Annotated in this window: 17 protein-coding genes; 11 read left to right on the top strand and 6 right to left on the bottom strand. The window is 71.3% G+C overall.

Going from position 1 to position 19500, the window contains the following annotated elements; translation table 11 throughout:
• Window positions 1–43 precede the first annotated feature (43 nt).
• Complete coding sequence (locus tag ACZ404_RS31460) at window positions 44–1594, top strand: tyrosine-protein kinase domain-containing protein (protein WP_468445806.1); 1551 nt, start codon at window positions 44–46, stop codon at window positions 1592–1594.
• Window positions 1595–1644: 50 nt separating this feature from the next.
• The gene (locus ACZ404_RS31455; RefSeq protein WP_468445804.1) at window positions 1645–2274 is read left to right on the top strand and encodes an arsenate reductase/protein-tyrosine-phosphatase family protein; all 630 of its coding nucleotides are present in this window, start codon (window positions 1645–1647) and stop codon (window positions 2272–2274) included.
• An 83-nt stretch (window positions 2275–2357) separates the two neighbouring features.
• Here ACZ404_RS31455 and ACZ404_RS31450 read toward each other — a convergent pair whose 3' ends face one another.
• The 3 genes from ACZ404_RS31450 to ACZ404_RS31440 form a co-directional block, all read right to left on the bottom strand.
• Window positions 2358–4220 carry a DUF4012 domain-containing protein gene (locus ACZ404_RS31450; protein WP_468445802.1) on the bottom strand — a complete coding sequence of 621 codons (1863 nt, stop codon included), beginning with the start codon at window positions 4218–4220 and terminating at the stop codon, window positions 2358–2360.
• Between the two features lie 11 nt (window positions 4221–4231).
• Window positions 4232–4660: an LPXTG cell wall anchor domain-containing protein gene (locus tag ACZ404_RS31445; RefSeq protein WP_468445800.1), complete on the bottom strand. Its 429-nt coding sequence runs from the start codon at window positions 4658–4660 to the stop codon at window positions 4232–4234.
• Window positions 4661–4867: 207 nt separating this feature from the next.
• Complete coding sequence (locus tag ACZ404_RS31440; protein ID WP_468445798.1) at window positions 4868–7150, bottom strand: (Fe-S)-binding protein; 2283 nt, start codon at window positions 7148–7150, stop codon at window positions 4868–4870.
• A gap of 419 nt (window positions 7151–7569) precedes the next feature.
• Here ACZ404_RS31440 and ACZ404_RS31435 point away from each other — a divergent pair, with 419 nt between their 5' ends.
• The 7 genes from ACZ404_RS31435 (at window position 7570) to ACZ404_RS31405 (ending at window position 15788) form a co-directional block, all read left to right on the top strand.
• Window positions 7570–8589 (top strand): MraY family glycosyltransferase, encoded by a 1020-nt coding sequence (locus ACZ404_RS31435; RefSeq protein ID WP_468445796.1) that lies wholly within the window; start codon window positions 7570–7572, stop codon window positions 8587–8589.
• A gap of 94 nt (window positions 8590–8683) precedes the next feature.
• Window positions 8684–10519, top strand: coding sequence for a molecular chaperone DnaK (gene dnaK / locus ACZ404_RS31430; protein ID WP_468445794.1), 1836 nt, complete (start codon window positions 8684–8686; stop codon window positions 10517–10519).
• A complete protein-coding gene (grpE, locus tag ACZ404_RS31425; RefSeq protein WP_468445792.1) occupies window positions 10516–11178 on the top strand; it encodes a nucleotide exchange factor GrpE in 663 nt (220 codons plus the stop codon). The genes dnaK and grpE overlap by 4 nt, the downstream gene beginning before the upstream one ends.
• 72 nt (window positions 11179–11250) lie before the next feature.
• Window positions 11251–12423 carry a molecular chaperone DnaJ gene (dnaJ, locus tag ACZ404_RS31420; protein ID WP_468445790.1) on the top strand — a complete coding sequence of 391 codons (1173 nt, stop codon included), beginning with the start codon at window positions 11251–11253 and terminating at the stop codon, window positions 12421–12423.
• Between the two features lie 5 nt (window positions 12424–12428).
• Window positions 12429–12881: a heat shock protein transcriptional repressor HspR gene (locus tag ACZ404_RS31415; RefSeq protein WP_468445788.1), complete on the top strand. Its 453-nt coding sequence runs from the start codon at window positions 12429–12431 to the stop codon at window positions 12879–12881.
• 348 nt (window positions 12882–13229) lie between these two features.
• Window positions 13230–14336 (top strand): sugar ABC transporter substrate-binding protein, encoded by a 1107-nt coding sequence (locus tag ACZ404_RS31410; RefSeq protein WP_468445786.1) that lies wholly within the window; start codon window positions 13230–13232, stop codon window positions 14334–14336.
• A 408-nt stretch (window positions 14337–14744) separates the two neighbouring features.
• Entirely contained in the window at window positions 14745–15788 is a 1044-nt protein-coding gene (locus ACZ404_RS31405) for a helix-turn-helix transcriptional regulator (protein WP_468445784.1), read from the top strand.
• On the opposite strand, the gene ACZ404_RS31400 is transcribed toward ACZ404_RS31405, so the two are convergent.
• Genes ACZ404_RS31400 through ACZ404_RS31390 form a run of 3 tightly spaced genes read right to left on the bottom strand, consistent with a single transcriptional unit; the run spans window position 15751 to window position 18688 of the window.
• Entirely contained in the window at window positions 15751–16731 is a 981-nt protein-coding gene (locus tag ACZ404_RS31400; RefSeq protein ID WP_468445782.1) for a helix-turn-helix transcriptional regulator, read from the bottom strand. The two genes, ACZ404_RS31405 and ACZ404_RS31400, sit on opposite strands and share 38 nt — an antisense overlap.
• A complete protein-coding gene (locus tag ACZ404_RS31395) occupies window positions 16728–17732 on the bottom strand; it encodes a helix-turn-helix transcriptional regulator (protein WP_468445780.1) in 1005 nt (334 codons plus the stop codon). Before ACZ404_RS31395 ends, ACZ404_RS31400 begins: the two co-directional genes overlap by 4 nt.
• Window positions 17732–18688, bottom strand: a complete 957-nt coding sequence (locus tag ACZ404_RS31390) for a helix-turn-helix transcriptional regulator (protein ID WP_468445778.1) — start codon at window positions 18686–18688, stop codon at window positions 17732–17734. The genes ACZ404_RS31395 and ACZ404_RS31390 overlap by 1 nt, the downstream gene beginning before the upstream one ends.
• Before the next feature lie 201 nt (window positions 18689–18889).
• Here ACZ404_RS31390 and ACZ404_RS31385 point away from each other — a divergent pair, with 201 nt between their 5' ends.
• Together ACZ404_RS31385 and ACZ404_RS31380 are read left to right on the top strand one after the other, a co-directional pair.
• Window positions 18890–19027, top strand: a complete 138-nt coding sequence (locus ACZ404_RS31385) for a hypothetical protein (protein ID WP_468445776.1) — start codon at window positions 18890–18892, stop codon at window positions 19025–19027.
• Window positions 19024–19359, top strand: coding sequence for a hypothetical protein (locus ACZ404_RS31380; protein WP_468445774.1), 336 nt, complete (start codon window positions 19024–19026; stop codon window positions 19357–19359). Before ACZ404_RS31385 ends, ACZ404_RS31380 begins: the two co-directional genes overlap by 4 nt.
• The last annotated feature ends 141 nt before the right edge of the window (window positions 19360–19500 follow it).

Raw genomic sequence — 19500 nt, 5'->3', positions numbered from 1 at the left:
CTGGGTCTATTTCCCTCGAACGGCTTACGAATTACCGGATGTTGTGTGCGCGCGCTGTCGTGGCTGCCGGAAACGGTGGGCCAATGCACCTAATCTGGGCGCCGTATTCCGTGCTGAATTTACAAGAAGATCTGGGGTGTGCGTGGACCTTCGGGGATATCTCAAAGTCGTGGCCAGGCGCTGGCCGGCCATTCTGGTCTGCCTGCTGCTCGGTATCGGCGCGGCCGAGGCGGCGATCTTCGTGAGCACGCCGGTCTACGCCGCCCACACCCAGCTCTTCGTGGCCACCCGCTCCGGCGCGGACACCGCCGAACTGAACCAGGGGCAGTCCTTTTCCCAGGCGCGCGTCCAGTCGTACGCCGCGATCGTCGCCACGCGCCAGGTGACCGCGCCCGTGGTGCGCGAGTTGAAGCTGCCGTACGCGCCCGAGCAGCTCGCGTCCCGTATCTCCGCCGAGGCTCCGCTCAACACCGTGCTGATCAACATCACGGTCCGGGACCCGGCACCGCGACGTGCGGCACGCATCGCCGACGCCGTCGCGCAGCGCTTCGCCACCGTGGTCGAGAAGCTGGAGACGCCGAAGCGGATCCGGGGCTCGTCCGCGACGGCGTCCGCCGCCCTCGCCTCGCCCGTCTCGCTCGGCGTCACCGAGCAGGCCGTCGTGCCCAAGCGCCCCGTGTCGCCCAACAAGCTGCTCGTCCTCGCCGGCGGAGTGTTCGGGGGCCTGCTGCTCGCCGCCGGGGTCGTCGCGCTGCGCGAGGCGCTCGACACCACGGTCAAGACGAGCGACGCCCTCGGTGAACTCACCTCGCTGCCCGTCCTCGCCTCCATCCCGTTCGAGAAGGGCGCGGCCCAGCGGCGCATCGCGATGGACACCGTCGGCCACTCCGCGCGTGCCGAGGCGTTCCGCAAGCTGCGAGCCAATCTGCAGTTCGCCCAGATCGACCAGCGGCCGAAGGTCATCGTCGTCACGAGTCCGGTGCCCGGCGAGGGCAAGACCACCACGTCCGTCAACCTGGCGCTCTCCCTGGCCGACGCGGGCATGCGGACCTGTCTGATCGACGCCGACCTGCGCCGCCCGTCCGTCGCCCGCACCTTCGGACTGGTCGAGGCGGCCGGGCTGACCACGGTGCTCATCGGCCAGGCCGAGGTCGAGGACGTGGCGCAGCAGGCCGGCGGTCGGCTGTCCGTGCTCACCAGCGGCCCCCTGCCGCCCAACCCCACCGAGTTGCTCTCCTGCGCCCGGATGGCCGAGGTGCTGCGCCAACTCACCGAGACCTACGACGTGGTCGTCGTGGACAGCGCCCCCCTGCTGCCGGTCGCGGACACCGTCGGCCTCGCCCCGCTGGCCGACGGCGTGCTGCTCGTCGTACGCGCGTCCAAGACCGGCCGGGACCAGATCCGGAGCGCCGCCGAGTCGCTCGGCCGGATGGGCGTACGGGTCCTCGGCGCCGTCTTCAGCATGTCCTCGGCGCTCAAGGGCAAGGGCTACGGCTACGGCTACGGCCCGGCGGAAGTGCCCGTGCCCCGCCTGCCGGCCGGCGACGAGGAGCCCGCGGCGGCGGCCCCGCGGTCCGCCGCCGGCGAGAAGTGAGCCTCGCCGCGTCGTCACCGCGTGCGAGGCCGGATGCAGGGAGGAAACGCATGAGCACGGACACCGGCACGGGCCGCCGCCCACCGTGCGACGACCGGGAGACCGCCTTCGAGGTGCTGTTCGTCTGCACCGGCAACCTGCACCGGTCGCCGGTCGCCGAACGGCTGCTGGCCGCGGCACTGCCCGGGCCGGACTTCCGGGTCCGCAGCGCGGGCACGGCCGCCCGCCCGGCACAACTGGACGCCGTCACCCGCGCGCTCCTCGCCGAACTCGGCGGCCCGGTCCGCGAGTTCACGGCCCGGCGCCTGGACGCCGGCGACGTCGAACGCGCCGATCTGGTGCTGGGGCTGGAGCGGTGCCACCGGGAGGCCGCCGTGCGGCTCTGCCCGCTGGCGCTGCGCCGCTGTTTCACCCTGCGGGAGTTCGTCCGGCTCGCGGACGGGACCGGGGCCGGCACGCCGCGGGAGGCGGTCCGGCTGGCCGCGTCCCGGCGCGGCGCCGTGGCTCCCCCGCCGGACGGGAGCGACGGCATCGCCGACCCGCACGGCGCCCCGCCCCCTGTCCACAGGGCGCGGGCCCTCGAGGTCCGCGACGCGGTCCGGGCGCTGGCTGCGATTCTGGCTCCCTCCTCTGCCTCCCCCTCGCCCTCCCCCTCTCCTTCGGCTCCTGCCCCGGTGTGAGAGCGGTCCGCGAGACCGGCAGGCCGCTGCCGCCGCGCCCGTGAACCGGGTCGCGGCGGCAGCGGCCGTGTGTGCCGGCCCGCTCAGCCGCGGCAGGGAGCCGCGGGCCTCACCGCCGCCCGCAGCGGTGTCACCAGGGGCTGGCGCAGGATCGTCGGGGCGTGGTCGGCGTCCCGCTCGGTGAGGTGCAGGACGAGCGTGCGGTGGGACTGCCGGGGCAGTTCCACGTCGAAGAGGAAGACGGGGTGGCCGCGCTCGACGCCGGGGACCGCCTCGACCGTGCGGCCGTCCAGAGTGGCCCGCCGCAGCGTGGCCCCGGTGCCCGCGTAGTAGGACACGAGCAGCCGGTTGTCGCCCGGGTGGGTTCGGTAGGGCGGGTCGTCGACGCGCTGGGTGACGTACTCCGGCAGCCCCGAGGCCGGCGCCCGGTTGGTGAGGGTCACGGTCGCGGTGACCGAGCGGCCCGCGGCCGTGCAGGCGCCCGGTGCCCAGTCGAGGCTGCGGTCGAGGTAGTAGTCCAGCTTGGTGCCGGCCCCGTTGTTCACGACGAGGCCCGCGAACGGGCCCGGGGTGTCGGGGAGCACGCCCGAGAACGGCCGTGTCGCCAGCAGGCGCTGCTCGTCCGCGTGCGCGCTCCACACCTGGAGCCGCCCCTCCCGCTGCACGTCGCGCACGGCACTCAGCAGGGCGGGCAGCTGACGCGGGTCTGCGCTCGCCGTCATCAGGCGGCCGGCGGCGGCGCGGGCGGCGTCCACGAAGTACGCCTTGCGTTCGGCGACGTCGTCGTACTTCGCGTACGCGGCGCGCTCGGTGACGTCGACGGCGTTGTCGGCGGTGAGCGCGGTGCCGTCGGGCAGCCGGGCCGGGCCGGTGGCGTGGAGCAGGAGGCCGAGCGCGCCGGGGTCGATGGCGATCGCACCGTCGAGGCGCTCGCCGCTGTGGCTGCGCCAGTCCGCCGTCCAGATGCGGGCCGCGTAGGGGAAGTGCGGGCTCATGTTGGAGTTGGCCCACAGCGTCTGGGGCGCGTTGTTCCCGTACTGGTTCCTGAACTCGGCTCCGAGGTCGATGTCGGCGTGGCTGCCGTCCATCTCCGTGTTGTTGCCGAAGTGCTCGAAGGACAGCCGGCCCCGGTCGGCCCGCAGCACGGCGAAGGCTCCGGGGAGGCCTCCGGTGCCCCGCGCCTCGGCCGTGTTCTGGAAGGCGAGGAGGTAGTGGCGCCTGCCGTGCGAGCCGATCAGGGACGGCACCACCCGGGCCGCGACGGCGACGTTGCGGGTCTGCGGGACGAGCCGGTCGAGCTGGCCCGTGAGTTGTGCCCGTGCGCGGTCGGCGGCCGGCAGCCAGCTCGAGCCGGGCAGGCGGTGGGCGTCCTGCTGGACCTCGGCCGCGATCCGCGCGGCCCGGGTGAACGCGGGCGCCTGGCCCTCCAGTTCGGTCAGGACATGCGGGATGCCGCCCGTGCGGGCGCCCGCCGTCAGACGGGGGACGGCCTGCGCGAGGGGCGGCAGCACATCGCCGGCCAGCCGGTCCGAGGCCTGCGCGATGCCGCGCACGGTCTCCAGTGGGGTGCCGACGAACGGCAGCCGGGCCGCGGTGTACCAGGCCGGTCCGGTGGTCAGGCTGTGCGCCCGCGCGGCGTGGTCGGCCGCCGAGCGCGCCAGTCGCTCCTGCCGGGACTCCGCGGGAGGTCCGGCGGCGACCGCGCCGGTGGCGGCGGACCCCGTCGCCGCCGCGACCGACTCGCGCAGCGCGTTCAGGTCGTCCTGGGCGGCGAGGAGCTCGTGGTGGGCGAGCACGCCGGTGACACCGATCCAGGCGACCGCCGCCGCTGGAACAGCGGCGGCGGCCAGCAGCACGTTCCGGACCAGGGGGCCGCGAACGCGCCGGGGTGCCCGGCGGGCGTCCCGGGCACCGCCGGGACGCCCGGGACGGGAGAGGAAACGCACGGTGGGCAGCGTCATGAGTTGCCGCGGCGGCGGGCGACCAGGATGGTCCCTGCACCCGCGGCGACCAGAGCGGCTGCCAGGCCGCCCATGACGATTTCCTTCGTGTGGTCGGAACCGGTTTGCGCGAGGTGCGGCTTCTCCGCGCGGTGACCGTTGTCGTGGCCGTTCTCGTCCCCGTTCCCGTTCTCGTCCCCGTGGTCGTTCTCGGCCCCGTGGTGGCCGTTCTCGTCCCCGTGGTCGTTGTCGTGGTCGTGGTGCGGCGGCTTGGGCGGGTACGGCGGCTTGGGCGGGTACGGCGGGTACGGAGTGTGCGACGGATGCGGCGGGTAGGGGTTGCCCGCGGCGTGGGCGGTCGCCGCGCCTGCCAGCGGTACTGCGAAGAGCGCAGCGGCCACGGCGGCCGAGGCCACGAGAGATCGCCAGCTCGGCGATGTCGTCATCTCTTCCACTCTCCTGACTTGAGTTTGGGCAGAGCGCGGCGAGGGGCGGCGCTCAGGTCCTGGATAGTGGAATAAATAGGAAATCAGCGGCATGGCTAACGCCGTGGCGTCCATAAGCCACCGGATGGTGTAGCGCAGACAGAACAGCGACGCCCCCGTGCCCGGAGTGGGCAGGGGGGCGTCGCGGTGCTGTTCAGCGGCAGCCGGTCACTTCACCGGCTCGGGCTCCGGCTCGCTCTCGGTCTCCGCCTCGCCCGCCGGGTCGACCGGCGTCTTGACGGAGTCCAGCAGGAGCTGGGCGACGTCCACGACCTGGATGGACTCCTTGGCCTTGCCGTCGTTCTTCTTGCCGTTCACGGAGTCCGTGAGCATCACGAGACAGAACGGGCAGGCGGTGGAGACGATGTCGGGGTTCAGGGACAGGGCCTCGTCGACGCGCTCGTTGTTGATGCGCTTGCCGATCCGCTCCTCCATCCACATCCGGGCGCCGCCGGCGCCGCAGCAGAAGCCCCGCTCCTTGTGGCGGTGCATCTCCTCGTTGCGCAGGCCCGGGACCTTGCCGATGATCTCGCGCGGAGGCGTGTAGATCTTGTTGTGGCGGCCCAGGTAGCACGGGTCGTGGTAGGTGATGATGCCCTCGACCGGGGTCACCGGGATCAGCTTGCCCTCGTCCACGAGGTGCTGCAGCAGCTGGGTGTGGTGGATGACCTCGTAGTCGCCGCCGAGCTGCGGGTACTCGTTGCCGAGCGTGTTCAGGCAGTGCGGGCAGGTGGCGACGATCTTCTTGGCCGACTTGGGCTTCCTGGACTCGTCCGTGACCTTGCCGTCGTCGTCCAGCTCCTCGCCGAACGCCGTGTTCAGGGCCATGACGTTCTCCATGCCGAGCTCCTGGAACAGGGGCTCGTTGCCCAGGCGGCGGGCGGAGTCACCGGTGCACTTCTCGTCACCGCCCATGATCGCGAACTTCACGCCCGCGATGTGCAGCAGCTCGGCGAAGGCCTTGGTGGTCTTCTTGGCGCGGTCCTCCAGGGCGCCGGCGCAGCCGACCCAGTACAGGTACTCGACCTCGGAGAGGTCCTCGATGTCCTTGCCGACGACCGGGACCTCGAAGTCGACCTCCTTGGTCCACTCCAGGCGCTGCTTCTTCGCCAGGCCCCAGGGGTTGCCCTTCTTCTCCAGGTTCTTGAGCATCGTGCCCGCCTCGGACGGGAACGCGGACTCGATCATCACCTGGTAGCGGCGCATGTCGACGATGTGGTCGACGTGCTCGATGTCCACCGGGCACTGCTCGACGCAGGCGCCGCAGGTGGTGCAGGACCACAGCACGTCCGGGTCGATGACGCCGTTCTCCTCGGCGGTGCCGATCAGCGGCCGCTCGGCCTCCGCGAGCGCGGACGCCGGGACGTCCTTCAGCTGCTCCTCGGACGCCTTCTCCTCGCCCTCCATGGTCTTGCCGCCGCCGGCCAGCAGGTACGGCGCCTTGGCGTGCGCGTGGTCGCGCAGCGACATGATCAGCAGCTTGGGGGAGAGCGGCTTGCCCGTGTTCCAGGCGGGGCACTGCGACTGGCAGCGGCCGCACTCGGTGCAGGTGGAGAAGTCCAGCAGGCCCTTCCAGGAGAACTGCTCGACCTGGGAGACGCCGAAGACGTCGTCGTCGCCCGGGTCCTCGAAGTTGATCGGCTTGCCGCCGGAGGTCATGGGCTGCAGGGCGCCGAGGGCGGTCTCACCGGTGGCGTTGCGCTTGAACCAGATGTTCGGGAAGGCCAGGAAGCGGTGCCAGGCCACGCCCATGTTGGTGTTGAGCGAGACCACGATCATCCAGATGAACGACGTCCCGATCTTGATCATCGCGACCAGGTAGACCAGGTTCTGCAGCGTGGTCACGCCGAGGCCCTTGAAGGCGAGGACCAGCGGGTACGAGGCGAAGTACGACGCCTCGTAGCCCCCCACGTGGTGCAGGGCGCCCTCCAGGCCGCGCAGCACGTAGATCGCGAGGCCGATGGTGAGGATGACGTACTCGACGAAGTACGCCTGGCCGGCCTTGGAGCCCGCGAAGCGGGACTTGCGGCCCGGGCGGGACGGCAGGCTCAGCAGGCGGATCGTCATCAGGACGAGGATGCCCAGGGTCGTCATGACGCCGATGAACTCGATGTACAGCTCGAACGGCAGGAAGTCGCCGATGACCGGCAGCGTCCAGTCCGCCTTGAAGAGCTGGCCGAACGCCTGGGCGAGGGTCGGCGGCAGCGTCAGGAAGCCGATGGCCACGAACCAGTGGGCGACGCCCACGATGCCCCACCGGTTCATGCGGGTGTGGCCCAGGAACTCCCGGACCAGGGTCACGCTGCGCTGGTAGGGGTTGTCGGTCCGGGTACCGGCGGGGACGGGCTGGCCCAGCTTGAAGTACCGGACGAACTGGCCGATGGCACGGGCGAGCAGCGCAACGCCGACCACGGTCAGGACCAGCGACACGATGATCGCGGCGAGTTGCATTGGGGCTCCTGAGGCGGCCTCGAGTTTAGGCGACATTACTAAGCGGTAACTTATGTAGTCCGTCTGAGACTACCCCCATCTTCCGTCGGGATGCAGCAGAGCGCGGGGTGATCTGGGTCGCTGAGGGGGCCCTCAGTGGGACCCTGGTAGGCCCAGCAGGGGATCGCGGACCAGGCGGCGTACGGGGTGCTCCCGGGCGCCGGCCCGATTCTCCCGCCGTGTGCCGAGGGTGAGCGGCACGCCCGTACGGACGACCACCGCGACCGTGCAGCCCACGGCCAGGGGAACGCCTGCCGGCCCGGAAGGCGACCCCGTGCACCTTCTGGAGCCGTCGTTCCTATGGAGATCCGATGATGTGACAGAACAATCGGATCGTGTTATTCGTCCCGAATTGCTGCATTCGCGCCTACCTTGGAGCCGTGCTCTACGGGATCGCCGCGGCGTCCGCCGCCCTCCTCCTCACCGCCGTGCTCGCGGCGCTGCTCCGGGTGCCCGCGCTGCGCGCGGGGATCACGGACCGGCGCAGGCAGCGGCCGCTCCCGGTGCTGGGCGGGCCCGCTGTCGTCGCCGTCACCTGCCTGGTGGCGTGGGTGGGCCAGTGGAGCCGGGTGGCGCCGCTCGGCGAGGGGGTCGGCCGGCTGCTCGTCGCCGCCGCCGGGGTCGCGGTGCTGGGGCTGGTCGCCGACGTGTGGCGGCTGCGGGCCCGGGTCCTGGTCGCCGGTACGGCGGTGGCGGCGGCCTGTGTGGTGCCCTACGACGAGACGGGCCTGGGGGGCGGGCTGCTGGCCGTGGGGTGGATCGTCTTCGCCTCGCTGGCCTTCAAGGGGCTCGACCACGCCGACGGGCTGGCCGGGACGGTGGGCGTGGTGACCGCCTTCGGGGCGGGTGCCTGTGCCGCCGCCGAGGTGATGGACGGGCTCGCCGTGCTGCTCAGCGTGTTCGCCGCGGCCCTCACCGGCTTCCTGATGCACAACTGGCATCCCGCGCGCGTGGGTCTCGGTGCCTCGGGGGCGCTGTTCACCGGGTTCCTGCTGTCCTCGGCTGCGGTCTTCACGCGCGCGGGGTACGGACTCGGGCCGACCGCCGGGGTGCTGTTCTGCCTCGGGGCGGTCGCCGCCGCCGACTTCCTGCTCGTCGTGCTCGCCCGGACCGTCGCCCGCAGGCCGCTGCTGCGGCGCGGCCCGGACCACCTCGCGCACCGCCTGCGGCGGCTGGGGCTCACCCCGCAGGGCGGGGTCGTCCTCCTGGGTGCCGGTTCCTTCTCGGCGGTACTCGTGGGAGTGCTCGTGCACACCGGGTGGACCGGCGACGGGGCGGTGCTGTGGGTGGTCGGAACGGTCGTCTTCGCCGTCCTCGTACTCCTTCGCATCCCTGTCCAGCCGCCCAAACCGACGGTATCCACGCAGGTCAGAGGCCAGTTGCGTATAAGGAACGGATAAGAGTTGAGCCTGTCCGGCTCAGGTCTGTTGACCCCTGGCATCTCCTCGTGCACACTTGAGCCTGTTCCACTCAAGTCAGCTGGAGGAATCAACCATGGCACGTGCGGTCGGCATCGACCTGGGCACGACTAACTCCGTCGTCAGCGTTCTGGAGGGCGGCGAGCCCACCGTCATCACCAACGCCGAGGGCGCCAGGACCACGCCGTCCGTCGTCGCCTTCGCCAAGAACGGTGAGGTGCTCGTCGGCGAGGTCGCCAAGCGCCAGGCGGTCACGAACGTGGACCGGACCATCCGCTCGGTGAAGCGCCACATGGGCACCGACTGGAAGATCCAGCTCGACGGGAAGGACTTCAACCCGCAGCAGATCTCCGCCTTCATCCTGCAGAAGCTGAAGCGGGACGCCGAGGCCTACCTGGGCGAGAAGGTCACGGACGCGGTCATCACCGTCCCGGCGTACTTCAACGACTCCGAGCGCCAGGCCACCAAGGAGGCCGGCGAGATCGCGGGCCTGAACGTCCTGCGCATCGTCAACGAGCCGACCGCCGCCGCGCTGGCCTACGGCCTCGACAAGGACGACCAGACGATCCTCGTCTTCGACCTCGGTGGCGGCACCTTCGACGTGTCCCTCCTGGAGATCGGCGACGGCGTCGTCGAGGTGAAGGCCACCAACGGTGACAACCACCTCGGTGGTGACGACTGGGACCAGCGCGTCGTCGACTACCTGGTCAAGCAGTTCCAGTCCGGCCACGGCGTGGACCTGTCCAAGGACAAGATGGCCCTCCAGCGCCTCCGCGAGGCCGCCGAGAAGGCCAAGATCGAGCTGTCCTCCTCCACCGAGACCTCGATCAACCTGCCCTACATCACCGCGTCCGCCGAGGGCCCGCTGCACCTGGACGAGAAGCTCACCCGCGCCCAGTTCCAGCAGCTGACCGCGGACCTGCTGGAGCGCTGCAAGACGCCGTTCCACAACGTCATCAAGGACGCCGGCATCTCCATCAACGAGATCGACCACGTCGTCCTCGTCGGTGGCTCCACCCGTATGCCCGCCGTCGCCGAGCTCGTCAAGGAGCTGACCGGCGGCAAGGAGGCCAACAAGGGCGTGAACCCGGACGAGGTCGTCGCCATCGGCGCCTCGCTCCAGGCCGGTGTCCTCAAGGGCGAGGTCAAGGACGTCCTGCTGCTCGACGTCACCCCGCTGTCCCTCGGCATCGAGACCAAGGGCGGCATCATGACCAAGCTGATCGAGCGCAACACCACGATCCCGACCAAGCGCTCGGAGATCTTCACCACGGCCGAGGACAACCAGCCGTCGGTGCAGATCCAGGTCTACCAGGGCGAGCGCGAGATCGCGGCGTACAACAAGAAGCTCGGCATGTTCGAGCTGACCGGTCTGCCGCCGGCGCCCCGCGGCGTCCCGCAGATCGAGGTGTCCTTCGACATCGACGCCAACGGCATCATGCACGTCACGGCGAAGGACCTCGGCACCGGCAAGGAGCAGAAGATGACCGTCACCGGCGGCTCCTCGCTGCCGAAGGACGAGGTCGACCGCATGCGTGAGGAGGCCGAGCGCTACGCGGAGGAGGACCACAAGCGCCGCGAGGCCGCCGAGACCCGCAACCAGGGCGAGCAGCTCGTCTACCAGACCGAGAAGTTCCTCAAGGACAACGAGGACAAGGTCCCCGGCGAGATCAAGACCGAGGTGGAGTCCGCCGTCGCCGAGCTGAAGGAGAAGCTCAAGGGCGAGGACACCGCCGAGATCCGCACCGCCACCGAGAAGGTCGCGGCCGTCTCCCAGAAGCTGGGCCAGGCGATGTACGCCGACGCCCAGGCCTCTCAGGCGGCCGCCGGCGGCGCCGAGGCCCCCAAGGCCGAGGACGACGTCGTGGATGCCGAGATCGTGGACGACGAGCGCAAGGACGGTGCCGCGTGACGGAGGAGACCCCGGGCTTTGAAGAGAAGCCCGACGTCCCCTCCGGCGCCACCCCCGACGACGCCGAGCCGAAGGCCGCCCCCGAGGAGGGGGCGGCCCCGGCCGGGGACGCGAACGAGAGTGCCGGCCTGGTGGCCCAGCTGGACCAGGTGCGCACCGCGCTGAACGAGCGCACGCTGGACCTCCAGCGCCTGCAGGCCGAGTACCAGAACTACCGCCGCCGCGTCGAGCGCGACCGGGTCGCGGTCCGGGAGATCGCCATCGCGAACCTCCTGACCGAACTCCTGCCCGTGCTCGACGACATCGGCCGCGCGCGCGAACACGGCGAACTGGTGGGCGGTTTCAAGTCCGTCGCCGAGTCGCTGGAGACCGTCGCGGCGAAGATGGGCCTGCAGCAGTTCGGCAAGGAGGGCGAGCCCTTCGACCCGACGATCCACGAGGCCCTGATGCACTCGTACGCGCCGGACGTCACGGAGACCACGTGCGTGGCCATCCTGCAGCCCGGGTATCGCATCGGCGAGCGCACCATCCGCCCCGCGCGGGTGGCCGTGGCCGAGCCGCAGCCCGGCGCGCAGACCGTGAAGGCCGAGGGCGCCGAGGAGAGCACCGAGGCCAAGCCGGCCGACGACAAGGAGAACGGTGGCCCGGAGGAGGGCTGACGTAATCACCGCTGACGTGATCACCGCCGGCAGGAGCAGGGCGGACAGCAGCAGGAAGGAGGGACGTCGGGGATGAGCACCAAGGACTTCATCGAGAAGGACTACTACAAGGTCCTCGGCGTCCCCAAGGACGCCACCGAGGCCGAGATCAAGAAGGCGTACCGGAAGCTCGCCCGCGAGTTCCACCCGGACGCCAACAAGGGCAACGCCAGGGCGGAGGAACGCTTCAAGGAGATCTCCGAGGCGAACGACATCCTCGGCGACCCCAAGAAGCGCAAGGAGTACGACGAGGCCCGCGCCCTGTTCGGAAGCGGCGGCTTCCGTCCCGGGCCGGGCGCCGGCGGCGGCTCCTTCAACTTCGACCTGGGCGACCTCTTCGGAGGAGGGGGCACCGCCCAGGGCGGCGGCTTCGGCGGCGGCATCGGTGACGTCTTCGGGGGCCTGTTCAACCGCGGCGGCACGGGCACCACGCGGACCCAGCCCCGGCGCGGCCAGGACATCGACACCGAGGTCACGCTCAGCTTCACGGAGGCCATCGAGGGCGCCACGGTGCCGCTCAGGATGTCCTCCCAGGCGCCCTGCAAGGCCTGTTCGGGCACCGGCGACAAGAACGGCACGCCGCGCGTGTGCCCGACCTGCGTCGGCACCGGGCAGGTCGCCCGGGGCTCGGGCGGCGGCTTCTCGCTCACCGACCCCTGCCCCGACTGCAAGGGCCGCGGCCTGATCGCCGAGCACCCGTGCCTGGAGTGCAAGGGCAGCGGCCGCGCCAAGTCCTCCCGCACCATGCAGGTCCGCATCCCGGCCGGGGTGACGGACGGGCAGCGGATCCGGCTGCGCGGCAAGGGCGCGCCCGGCGAGCGGGGCGGACCGGCGGGCGACCTGTACGTCACGGTGCACGTGGGCGAGCACCCCGTGTTCGGGCGCAAGGGCGACAACCTCACCGTCACCGTGCCGGTGACGTATCCCGAGGCGGTCCTCGGCGGCGAGATCCGGGTGCCGACCCTGGGCGGGCCCGTCGTCACCCTGAAACTGCCGCCCGGCACGCCGAACGGCCGTACGATGCGGGCCCGGGGCAAGGGCGCGGTCCGCAAGGATGGCACCCGCGGCGACCTGCTGGTCACCGTCGAGGTGAGTGTCCCCAAGGACCTGCCGGGGAAGGCTCGTGACGCGCTCGAGGCGTATCGCGAGGCGACCGCGGGCGAGGACCCGCGGGCGGGGCTGTTCGAGGCCGCGAAGGGAGATTGACACAGATGGACGGTCGTCGGCGCAACCCGTACGAACTGACCGAGGAGACCCCGGTCTACGTCATCTCGGTGGCGGCCCAGCTCTCCGGACTGCACCCGCAGACGCTGCGTCAGTACGACCGCCTGGGCCTGGTCTCCCCGGACCGCACCGCCGGCCGCGGCCGCCGCTACTCGGCCCGTGACATCGAACTGCTCCGCCAGGTGCAGCAGTTGTCGCAGGACGAGGGCATCAACCTGGCCGGCATCAAGCGCATCATCGAACTGGAGAACCAGGTCGCCGCCCTGCAGTCCCGCGTCGCGGAGCTGCAGGCGGCCCTGGAGGGCGCGGCGGCCGCGATGCAGCAGCGCGAGGCCGCCGTCCACGCCTCCTACCGCCGCGACCTGGTCCCGTACCAGGAGGTCCAGCAGACCAGCGCACTGGTGGTCTGGCGGCCGAAGCGGCAGCAGCAGGCGGACTGAGCCCGCCGGCTCACTCGAGTGGAACACAGGGCCCGCGGGCTTCCAGCCCCCGCGGGCCCTCGCCGTGCCGGCGCCGTGTCACGCACCGGTGGATGGTTGGCCGGGTCCGTTCGATCTTGTGATCGAATCCGTTCACTCCGCCGACTCCTGGACGCCCCCCGGATGAAGGGTCCGTAAAGAGTGTTTGCAGGTGATTCCGCTACCCCTTCACAGGACAGCGGAGCGTGCTGTTGCGCGTTCGTTAAGTGATTCCGCTTGACGCCGGGTGGGCGATCCGCGTTGGCTTTTCAGACACCTGGGTCGTAAAGCAGCACCCACGTCCGGAACGCACCTGAAGTGAGCCCTCGAATGCGTCGTATCGCCATATCCGTGGCCGCATCCACGATGACCCTTTCGCTCGCCGGCTGCGGCGTGCTGAACGCGACGGGGGGTTCGAGCGACGCGAGCCCGACGAAGGGCGACGACATCACCGTGGGCGTGCTGATGCCGGAAGAGACGAACACGCGGTACGAGAACTTCGACTACCCCATCATCAAGCGGACGGTCTCGGAGCTGACCGGCAAGCGGGGCATCACCCAGTACGTCAACGCGAACGCGGACTCCAAGACGCAGGTCGGCCAGATGCAGAAGATGATCGACGCGAAGGTCGACGTCATCATCCTCGACGCCGTCGACTCGCATGTCATCGCCCCCATGGTGAAGAAGGCCAAGGACGCCGGGATTCCGGTCATCGCCTACGACCGGCTGGCCGAGGGCCCGATCGACGCCTACGTCTCCTTCGACAACGAGCTCGTCGGCGAGGTGCAGGCCCGCACGCTGCTGGAGGCGCTGGGCTCGGGCGTGGACAGCTCCGACAAGATCGTCATGATCAACGGCTCGCCCACCGACCCCAACGCCAAGCAGTTCAAGCAGGGCGCGCTCTCCGAGCTGAACGGCAAGGTGACGATCGCCAAGACCTACGACATCCAGGACTGGAAGCCGGAGATCGCCCAGGCCAGGATGGCGCAGGCGATCAGCGAGATCGGCAAGGACAACATCGCCGCGGTCTACTCGGCCAACGACGCCATGGCCGGCGGCATCATCAAGGCCCTGAAGGCGGCCGGCGTCACCAAGATGCCCCCCATCACCGGCCAGGACGCCGAACTGGCCGCCGTGCAGCGGGTGGTGGCCGGCGAGCAGTACATGAGCGTCTACAAGCCCTACTCGGCCGAGGCCGAGGCCGCGGCGCAGATGGCCATCACCAAGGTGCAGGGCAAGGACATCCAGTTCGACGCCCTCACCCAGGACAAGGTGGACAGCCCCAGCGCCAAGAGCATCCCGGCCCGGCTGGTCCCGGTGAGCCCGATGACCAAGGACAAGATCAAGGACACGGTCGTCGCCGACGGGATCTACACGATCGGCCAGATCTGCACCGCCAAGTACAAGGCGGCCTGCGCGGCGATCGGCCTGAAGTAGTCGTTCCCCGCCCCCGGTTCCTCAGCGGGACAGGGGAGGGCGGCACATGACGCGGCGCTGACAGGTGTGGTCGGACGGCGGCGTTCCGCGTCACGTGCCGCACAGGGCGGCCCTCCCGCATCGCGCCACCCCCGTGGGCGCGATGCAACGGCCCCAGCCCGACGGGGGGTGTCCGACCGGGGCCGCTCCGGGTGCCGTGCACCCGGGGGAAGCGGAACCAACGATGCCCGGGGGACGGCTGGTTCACCACCATCAGCTTGTTGCAGTGCGAGGGGCGGAGGCCGGACGATACCCGGACAAACCCATGGTTAGTCACGGCCGCGACCCGGAGAGCCGTGTTGCGGACCCGGCGGGCGCCGCGCATAGTTGCGCTGCGTAGGTGGCAGCAAACCGGGGGTGGAATGGGCGATGGCCGGGCACGGAACGGAGGAGCATCCACACGGTGCCGACCGACTGTGCGAGGCCGGGGATCGCGTGTATTCCCGGGCCGTACGGCGCGGACGTGTGCCGCGCACGGACGCGGAGCCGGTGCCCTGCCTGCTGGAGCTGGCCCTGCTGCACCCCGACCCCGACGACATGGACTGGCTGGTGCCGACCTCCCCGCAGGAGGTCATGACCCGGCTGCTGCGCGGGGTCTACGACGAGGTCAGGGAGAGCCAGCGGCGGGTGGGCTCGGCGGTGTCGGCGTTCGAGTGGTACGCCGGACTCGGCCGGCAGCTGCAGGCGCTCACGCCACCGGGTGAAGGCACGGCCATCCGCGTCCTGGACGGACTGTCCCGCATCCAGGCGGCGATGGACGAGGCGACGGCGGCCTGCACCACCGAGGTGCTCACCGTGCAGCCCGGTGGTATCCGCCGCGAGGACGAGCTGACCGAGGGCCTCCCCCGGGCGCTGGCGCTGCGCGGCCGGGGCGTGCGGATGCGCGACCTGTACACGCATGTGGCCCGGCACGGGCAGGGACTGCTCACCTACCTGGAGCTGATGGGCGACGCCGTCGAGGCGCGCACCCTGGACGAGGTCATCGACCGGCTGATCCTGTTCGACCGCACGGTCGCCTTCATCCCCGCCAACGCCGAGCGCACGATGGCCCTGGAGCTGCGCCACCCCGCCCTGGTGGCCTATCTGGTGACCGTCTTCGAACGGCTGTGGCGGCTCGCGCTGCCGCTCACGGCGCCGCTGCCCGACACCGGCATCGAGGGCATCTCGCACCGGGAACGGACCATCGCCGCACTGCTCGCCGAGGGGCACCAGGACGCGGTGATCGCCGAGCGGCTCGGCATCAGCGTGCGCACCTGCCGGGCCCACATCGCCCGCCTGTCGGACACCCTCGGCGCGGCCAGCCGTACCCAGCTCGGCGTGCGCATCGCCCAGGTCGGCCTGGACGGGCCCCCACAGGCCGGGCCGCCGGACCCGGTCAGGATTCCCGGTCGAGAATCCCCGAGCGTGCGATGAGATAGCCGAGCTGGGCCCGGCTCTCGCTGCCCAGCGTGGCGGCGAGGCGCGCGATGTGCACGCGCGCGGTGCGCACGTTCATGCCCAGCCGCTCGGCCACGACCGCGTCGGTGTGGCCCTCCACCAGCAGGGCGGCGATGGCCCGTTGGCGCGGCGTGACGCCGTTCAGGGAGGGCTGCCGGACGGCCTCGGGGAACATCGGCGTGGCCAGGCCCCAGAGCCGTTCGAAGGCCGTGACGAAGAACCGCAGCAGGGCCGGGTGCCGTACCTCCAGGGCGAGCCGTCCGTCGTCGCCGGCCGGGACGAAGGCGACCACGCGGTCGACGACGATGAGCCGGTCGGGCAGCTCGTCCAGGCCGCGCGCCGCGAAGTCGCCCCGCAGCTGCTCGAAGTTGCCGTACACGGCGGGCAGATGACGCAGGGTGTGCTGGTAGAGCGCGCGGATCCGGGCGCCGCGGTCGAGCAGCGCCTGGTCGCGCGCGAAGGCGGCCGCCGCCGCGGCCTCGCCGCGCGGACCGGTGAGTCCGGCGTGCGACTGGATGCAGAGCACCTCCTCGGCGGCACAGGCCATGGCGTCACCGATGGCCCCGTTGATCCGCTCGGTGCCGCTGAGGATGCGCAGGGTCGGGGTGTCGGCCTGCGTGCCGCGCGCGGCGTCCAGGTGCATCAGCGGCTCGAACAGCTCGGTGAGCCGTTCCTCGTGGCGGCGCTCGTCGGCGATGCGGGCGCGGGAGCCGCGCAGCAGGTGGCCCAGCAGGGCGGCCGGGGGCATGGGTTCCAGCCGGGCGAGGTCGTCGACGGCCGGGTGCAGCAGTCCGAGATCGGTGAGGCAGGGTGCGCCCGCCGCGTCGGCGGCCGGCACATGGCCGTCGCGCAGGGCCCGTTCGTACAGCGCGGTGCCCGCGTCGCACAGCTCCTCGATCCCGTGCTCGCGGTGGTTCACCGGTCCGCCTCCTCCAGCTCCAGTATCCCCGACGTGGCGATGAGGAAGCCGAGTTGGGCCCGGCTGTCGCTGCCGAGGGTGGCGGCGAGGCGGGCGATGTGGTCGCGGGCGGTACGCACGTTCATGCCCAGCCGGTCGGCGATGACGGCGTCGGTGTGTCCCTCGACCAGCAGCCGGGCGATGGCGCGCTGGCGCGGGGTGACGCCGTTCAGGGTGGGCCGGCGGACCGGCTCGGGGAACACGGGGGTGGCGAGGCGCCACAGCCGCTCGAAGGTGGTCACGAAGTAGGAGACCAGCGCGGGATGGCGGACCTCCAGGGCGAGGGTGCCGTGGTCGTCTGCGGGCAGGAAGGCCACCTGGCGGTCGGCGACGATGAGCCGGTCGGTCAGCTCGTCCAGGCAGCGGGCCTCGTTGTCGCCGTGCAGGCGCTCGTTGTAGGCGTACACGGCCGGGAGGTGGACCGCGGTGTGCTGGAAGAGGGTGCGGATCCGCCCGCCGCGGTCGAGCAGGCGCTGATCGCGGCCGTAGGCGATGTCATGGGCGCTCTCGCCGCGCTCCCCGGCCAGACCCGCGTGCGGCTGCACGCACAGCACCTCCTGGGACGCCTGGTCCATCGCCTCGGTGATGGCCTCGTTGATCCGCTGGAAGCCGCTGTGCAGGCGCAGCAGCGGTGTCCCGGCGCCGGTGCCCGGGGCGCGCGCACCGTGTCGCCGCAGCAGCGGTTCGAACTGCTCCACCAGCCGCTCCTCGCGCCGGTACTCCTCCGCGACCCGGGCCCGGGAGCCGCGCAGCAGCCGGGTCAGGGCGGCGGCCGGTGCGGCGGGTTCGAGGCGGGCGGGGTCGCCCGGGGCCGGGTGCAGCAGCCCGAGGGCGGTCAGGCACGGCGCCCGGACGGCATCGGCGGCGGGCAACCCGCCGTCGCGCAGGGCCTGTTCGTACAGCTCCGCCCCGACGGGGCACAGCTCCTCGGGCCCGTGCGCCCGGTGCTCTGCGTCGGGCATCAGTGCTCCTGGTCCTGGTCCTGCTCCAGCAGCCCGGACCGGGCGATGAGAAAGCCGAGCTGCGCCCGGCTGCCGCTGCCCAGAGCGGCGGCCAGTTTGGCGATGTGGGCCCGGCAGGTGCGCACGTTCATGCCGAGCCGGCGGGCGATCGCCTCGTCCACGTGGCCCTCGACCAGCAGCTTGGCGATGGAGCGCTGGACGCCGGTGATGCCGTCGATCGGGGGCGCGTAGGCCGGCTCCTCCAGCAGGGGCACCGCGCGCCGCCACAGCTGCTCGAACACCTTCACCAGGTACTCGACCAGGCCCGGGTGCCGCAGCTCCAGGGCGACCTGGCGGTCGTCGCGGGCGGGTATGAAGGCGACCTCGCGATCGAAGATCATCAGCCGCTCGATCAGTTCCTCCAGCGTACGGATCTCGACCTTCCCCTTGGCCATGATCTCGGCGTACGCGAGCGTCCCCTGGCTGTGCCGCACGGTGTGCTGGTACAGCGTGCGCATGGAGATGCCGCGGTCGATGACGTTCTGCCCGCGCTTGAGCGCCGTGCTGAGGACGTGCTCGCTGCGCCCGCCCCCGGGCTGCACGGTGAGCACCTCGGTGCGGCACTCGGCGGTGGCCCGCTCGATGGCCGCGTTGATCCGGTCGATGCCCTCGTGCACCGTCACGGCGTTCGTCTCACCCGTACTCTGGGCACTGATGGCCATGAATGGCTCGAAGGAGTCGGTGAGTTCGATGGCGAAGTGCCGGCGCTCCTGGATCTCGCGTTCGATCGGATGCAGGCGCTGGGCGAGCGCGGCGGCGGGCGGCACCGGCCGCAGCCAGTTCGGATCGTCCGGGTCCGGGTGCAGCAGGGCGAGTTCCAGCAGGCAGGGGGCGGGTTCGACCTCCGCGCGGGCGACGCGCCCCAGTCGGAGCGCGTCGGCGTACAGGCGCTTGCCGTCGTCACAGAGATCCGTCATCCCATGAGGATGTGTCCCGTTCATGTGAGTTTGAGGCAAATCTCCACCCCCCAGGGTCCTGTACATGCAGGAACATGATGCACCGCTTCTGTGGCTTTGACGTGGCTTGATGAGCCATCGTCTTGAGAGCGGGGGAGAGACACAGGGGAAGTGAGGACGAAGCCCATCATGTGCAAGAGAATGCTTCGCTCAGTACTTGCCGTGGCCTTCTCCACAGGACTGGTCTTCGGCACGGCGAGCTCGCTGGATCTCGGCTGGGACATCAAGCCCCCCACGACCCAGGCCAAGTCGGCGCAGGATCTCGGTTGGGACATCGTGCGGGCGGGTGTGCGGGCATGACCACCCCACCCGACGACCGCTCCTTCCGACGCGAGATGGCCACCGCCTACCGCTCCGGCTGGCACTTCATCGACCTGGTCACCGCCATCCCCCACAGCGGTGACTCGTTGATGGTGACCGTGTTCGGAGAGCCGGTCGTCGTCACCCGGGACGAGGACGAGGACGTACGGGCCTACCGGTGCCTGCGCAAGCCGCGCGGTGCCCCGCAGCCGGTGCGGTGCGCCATCCGCTACGGCATGATCTTTGTGAACCTGGACCAACGCGACCACCGGATGGCAGAACCGGAGGTCTCGGACCTTACGACCCTTTCGGCCACCCCCCGCAGTGCCTGACGCGATTCCCCCGTCGTAACAGATCGCTCAGGTGCTTCCCCCCGCAGCGGGGGGGGGGGGGGGGGGGGGGGGGGGGGGGGGGGGGGGGGGGGGGGGGGGGGGGGGGGGGGGGGGGGGGGGGGGGGGGGGGGGGGGGGGGGG

This window comes from Streptomyces sp. NPDC030798 (assembly GCF_055572275.1).
Note: the sequence above shows the minus strand (reverse complement) of the source record. Positions and strands in the feature narration are given on the sequence as shown.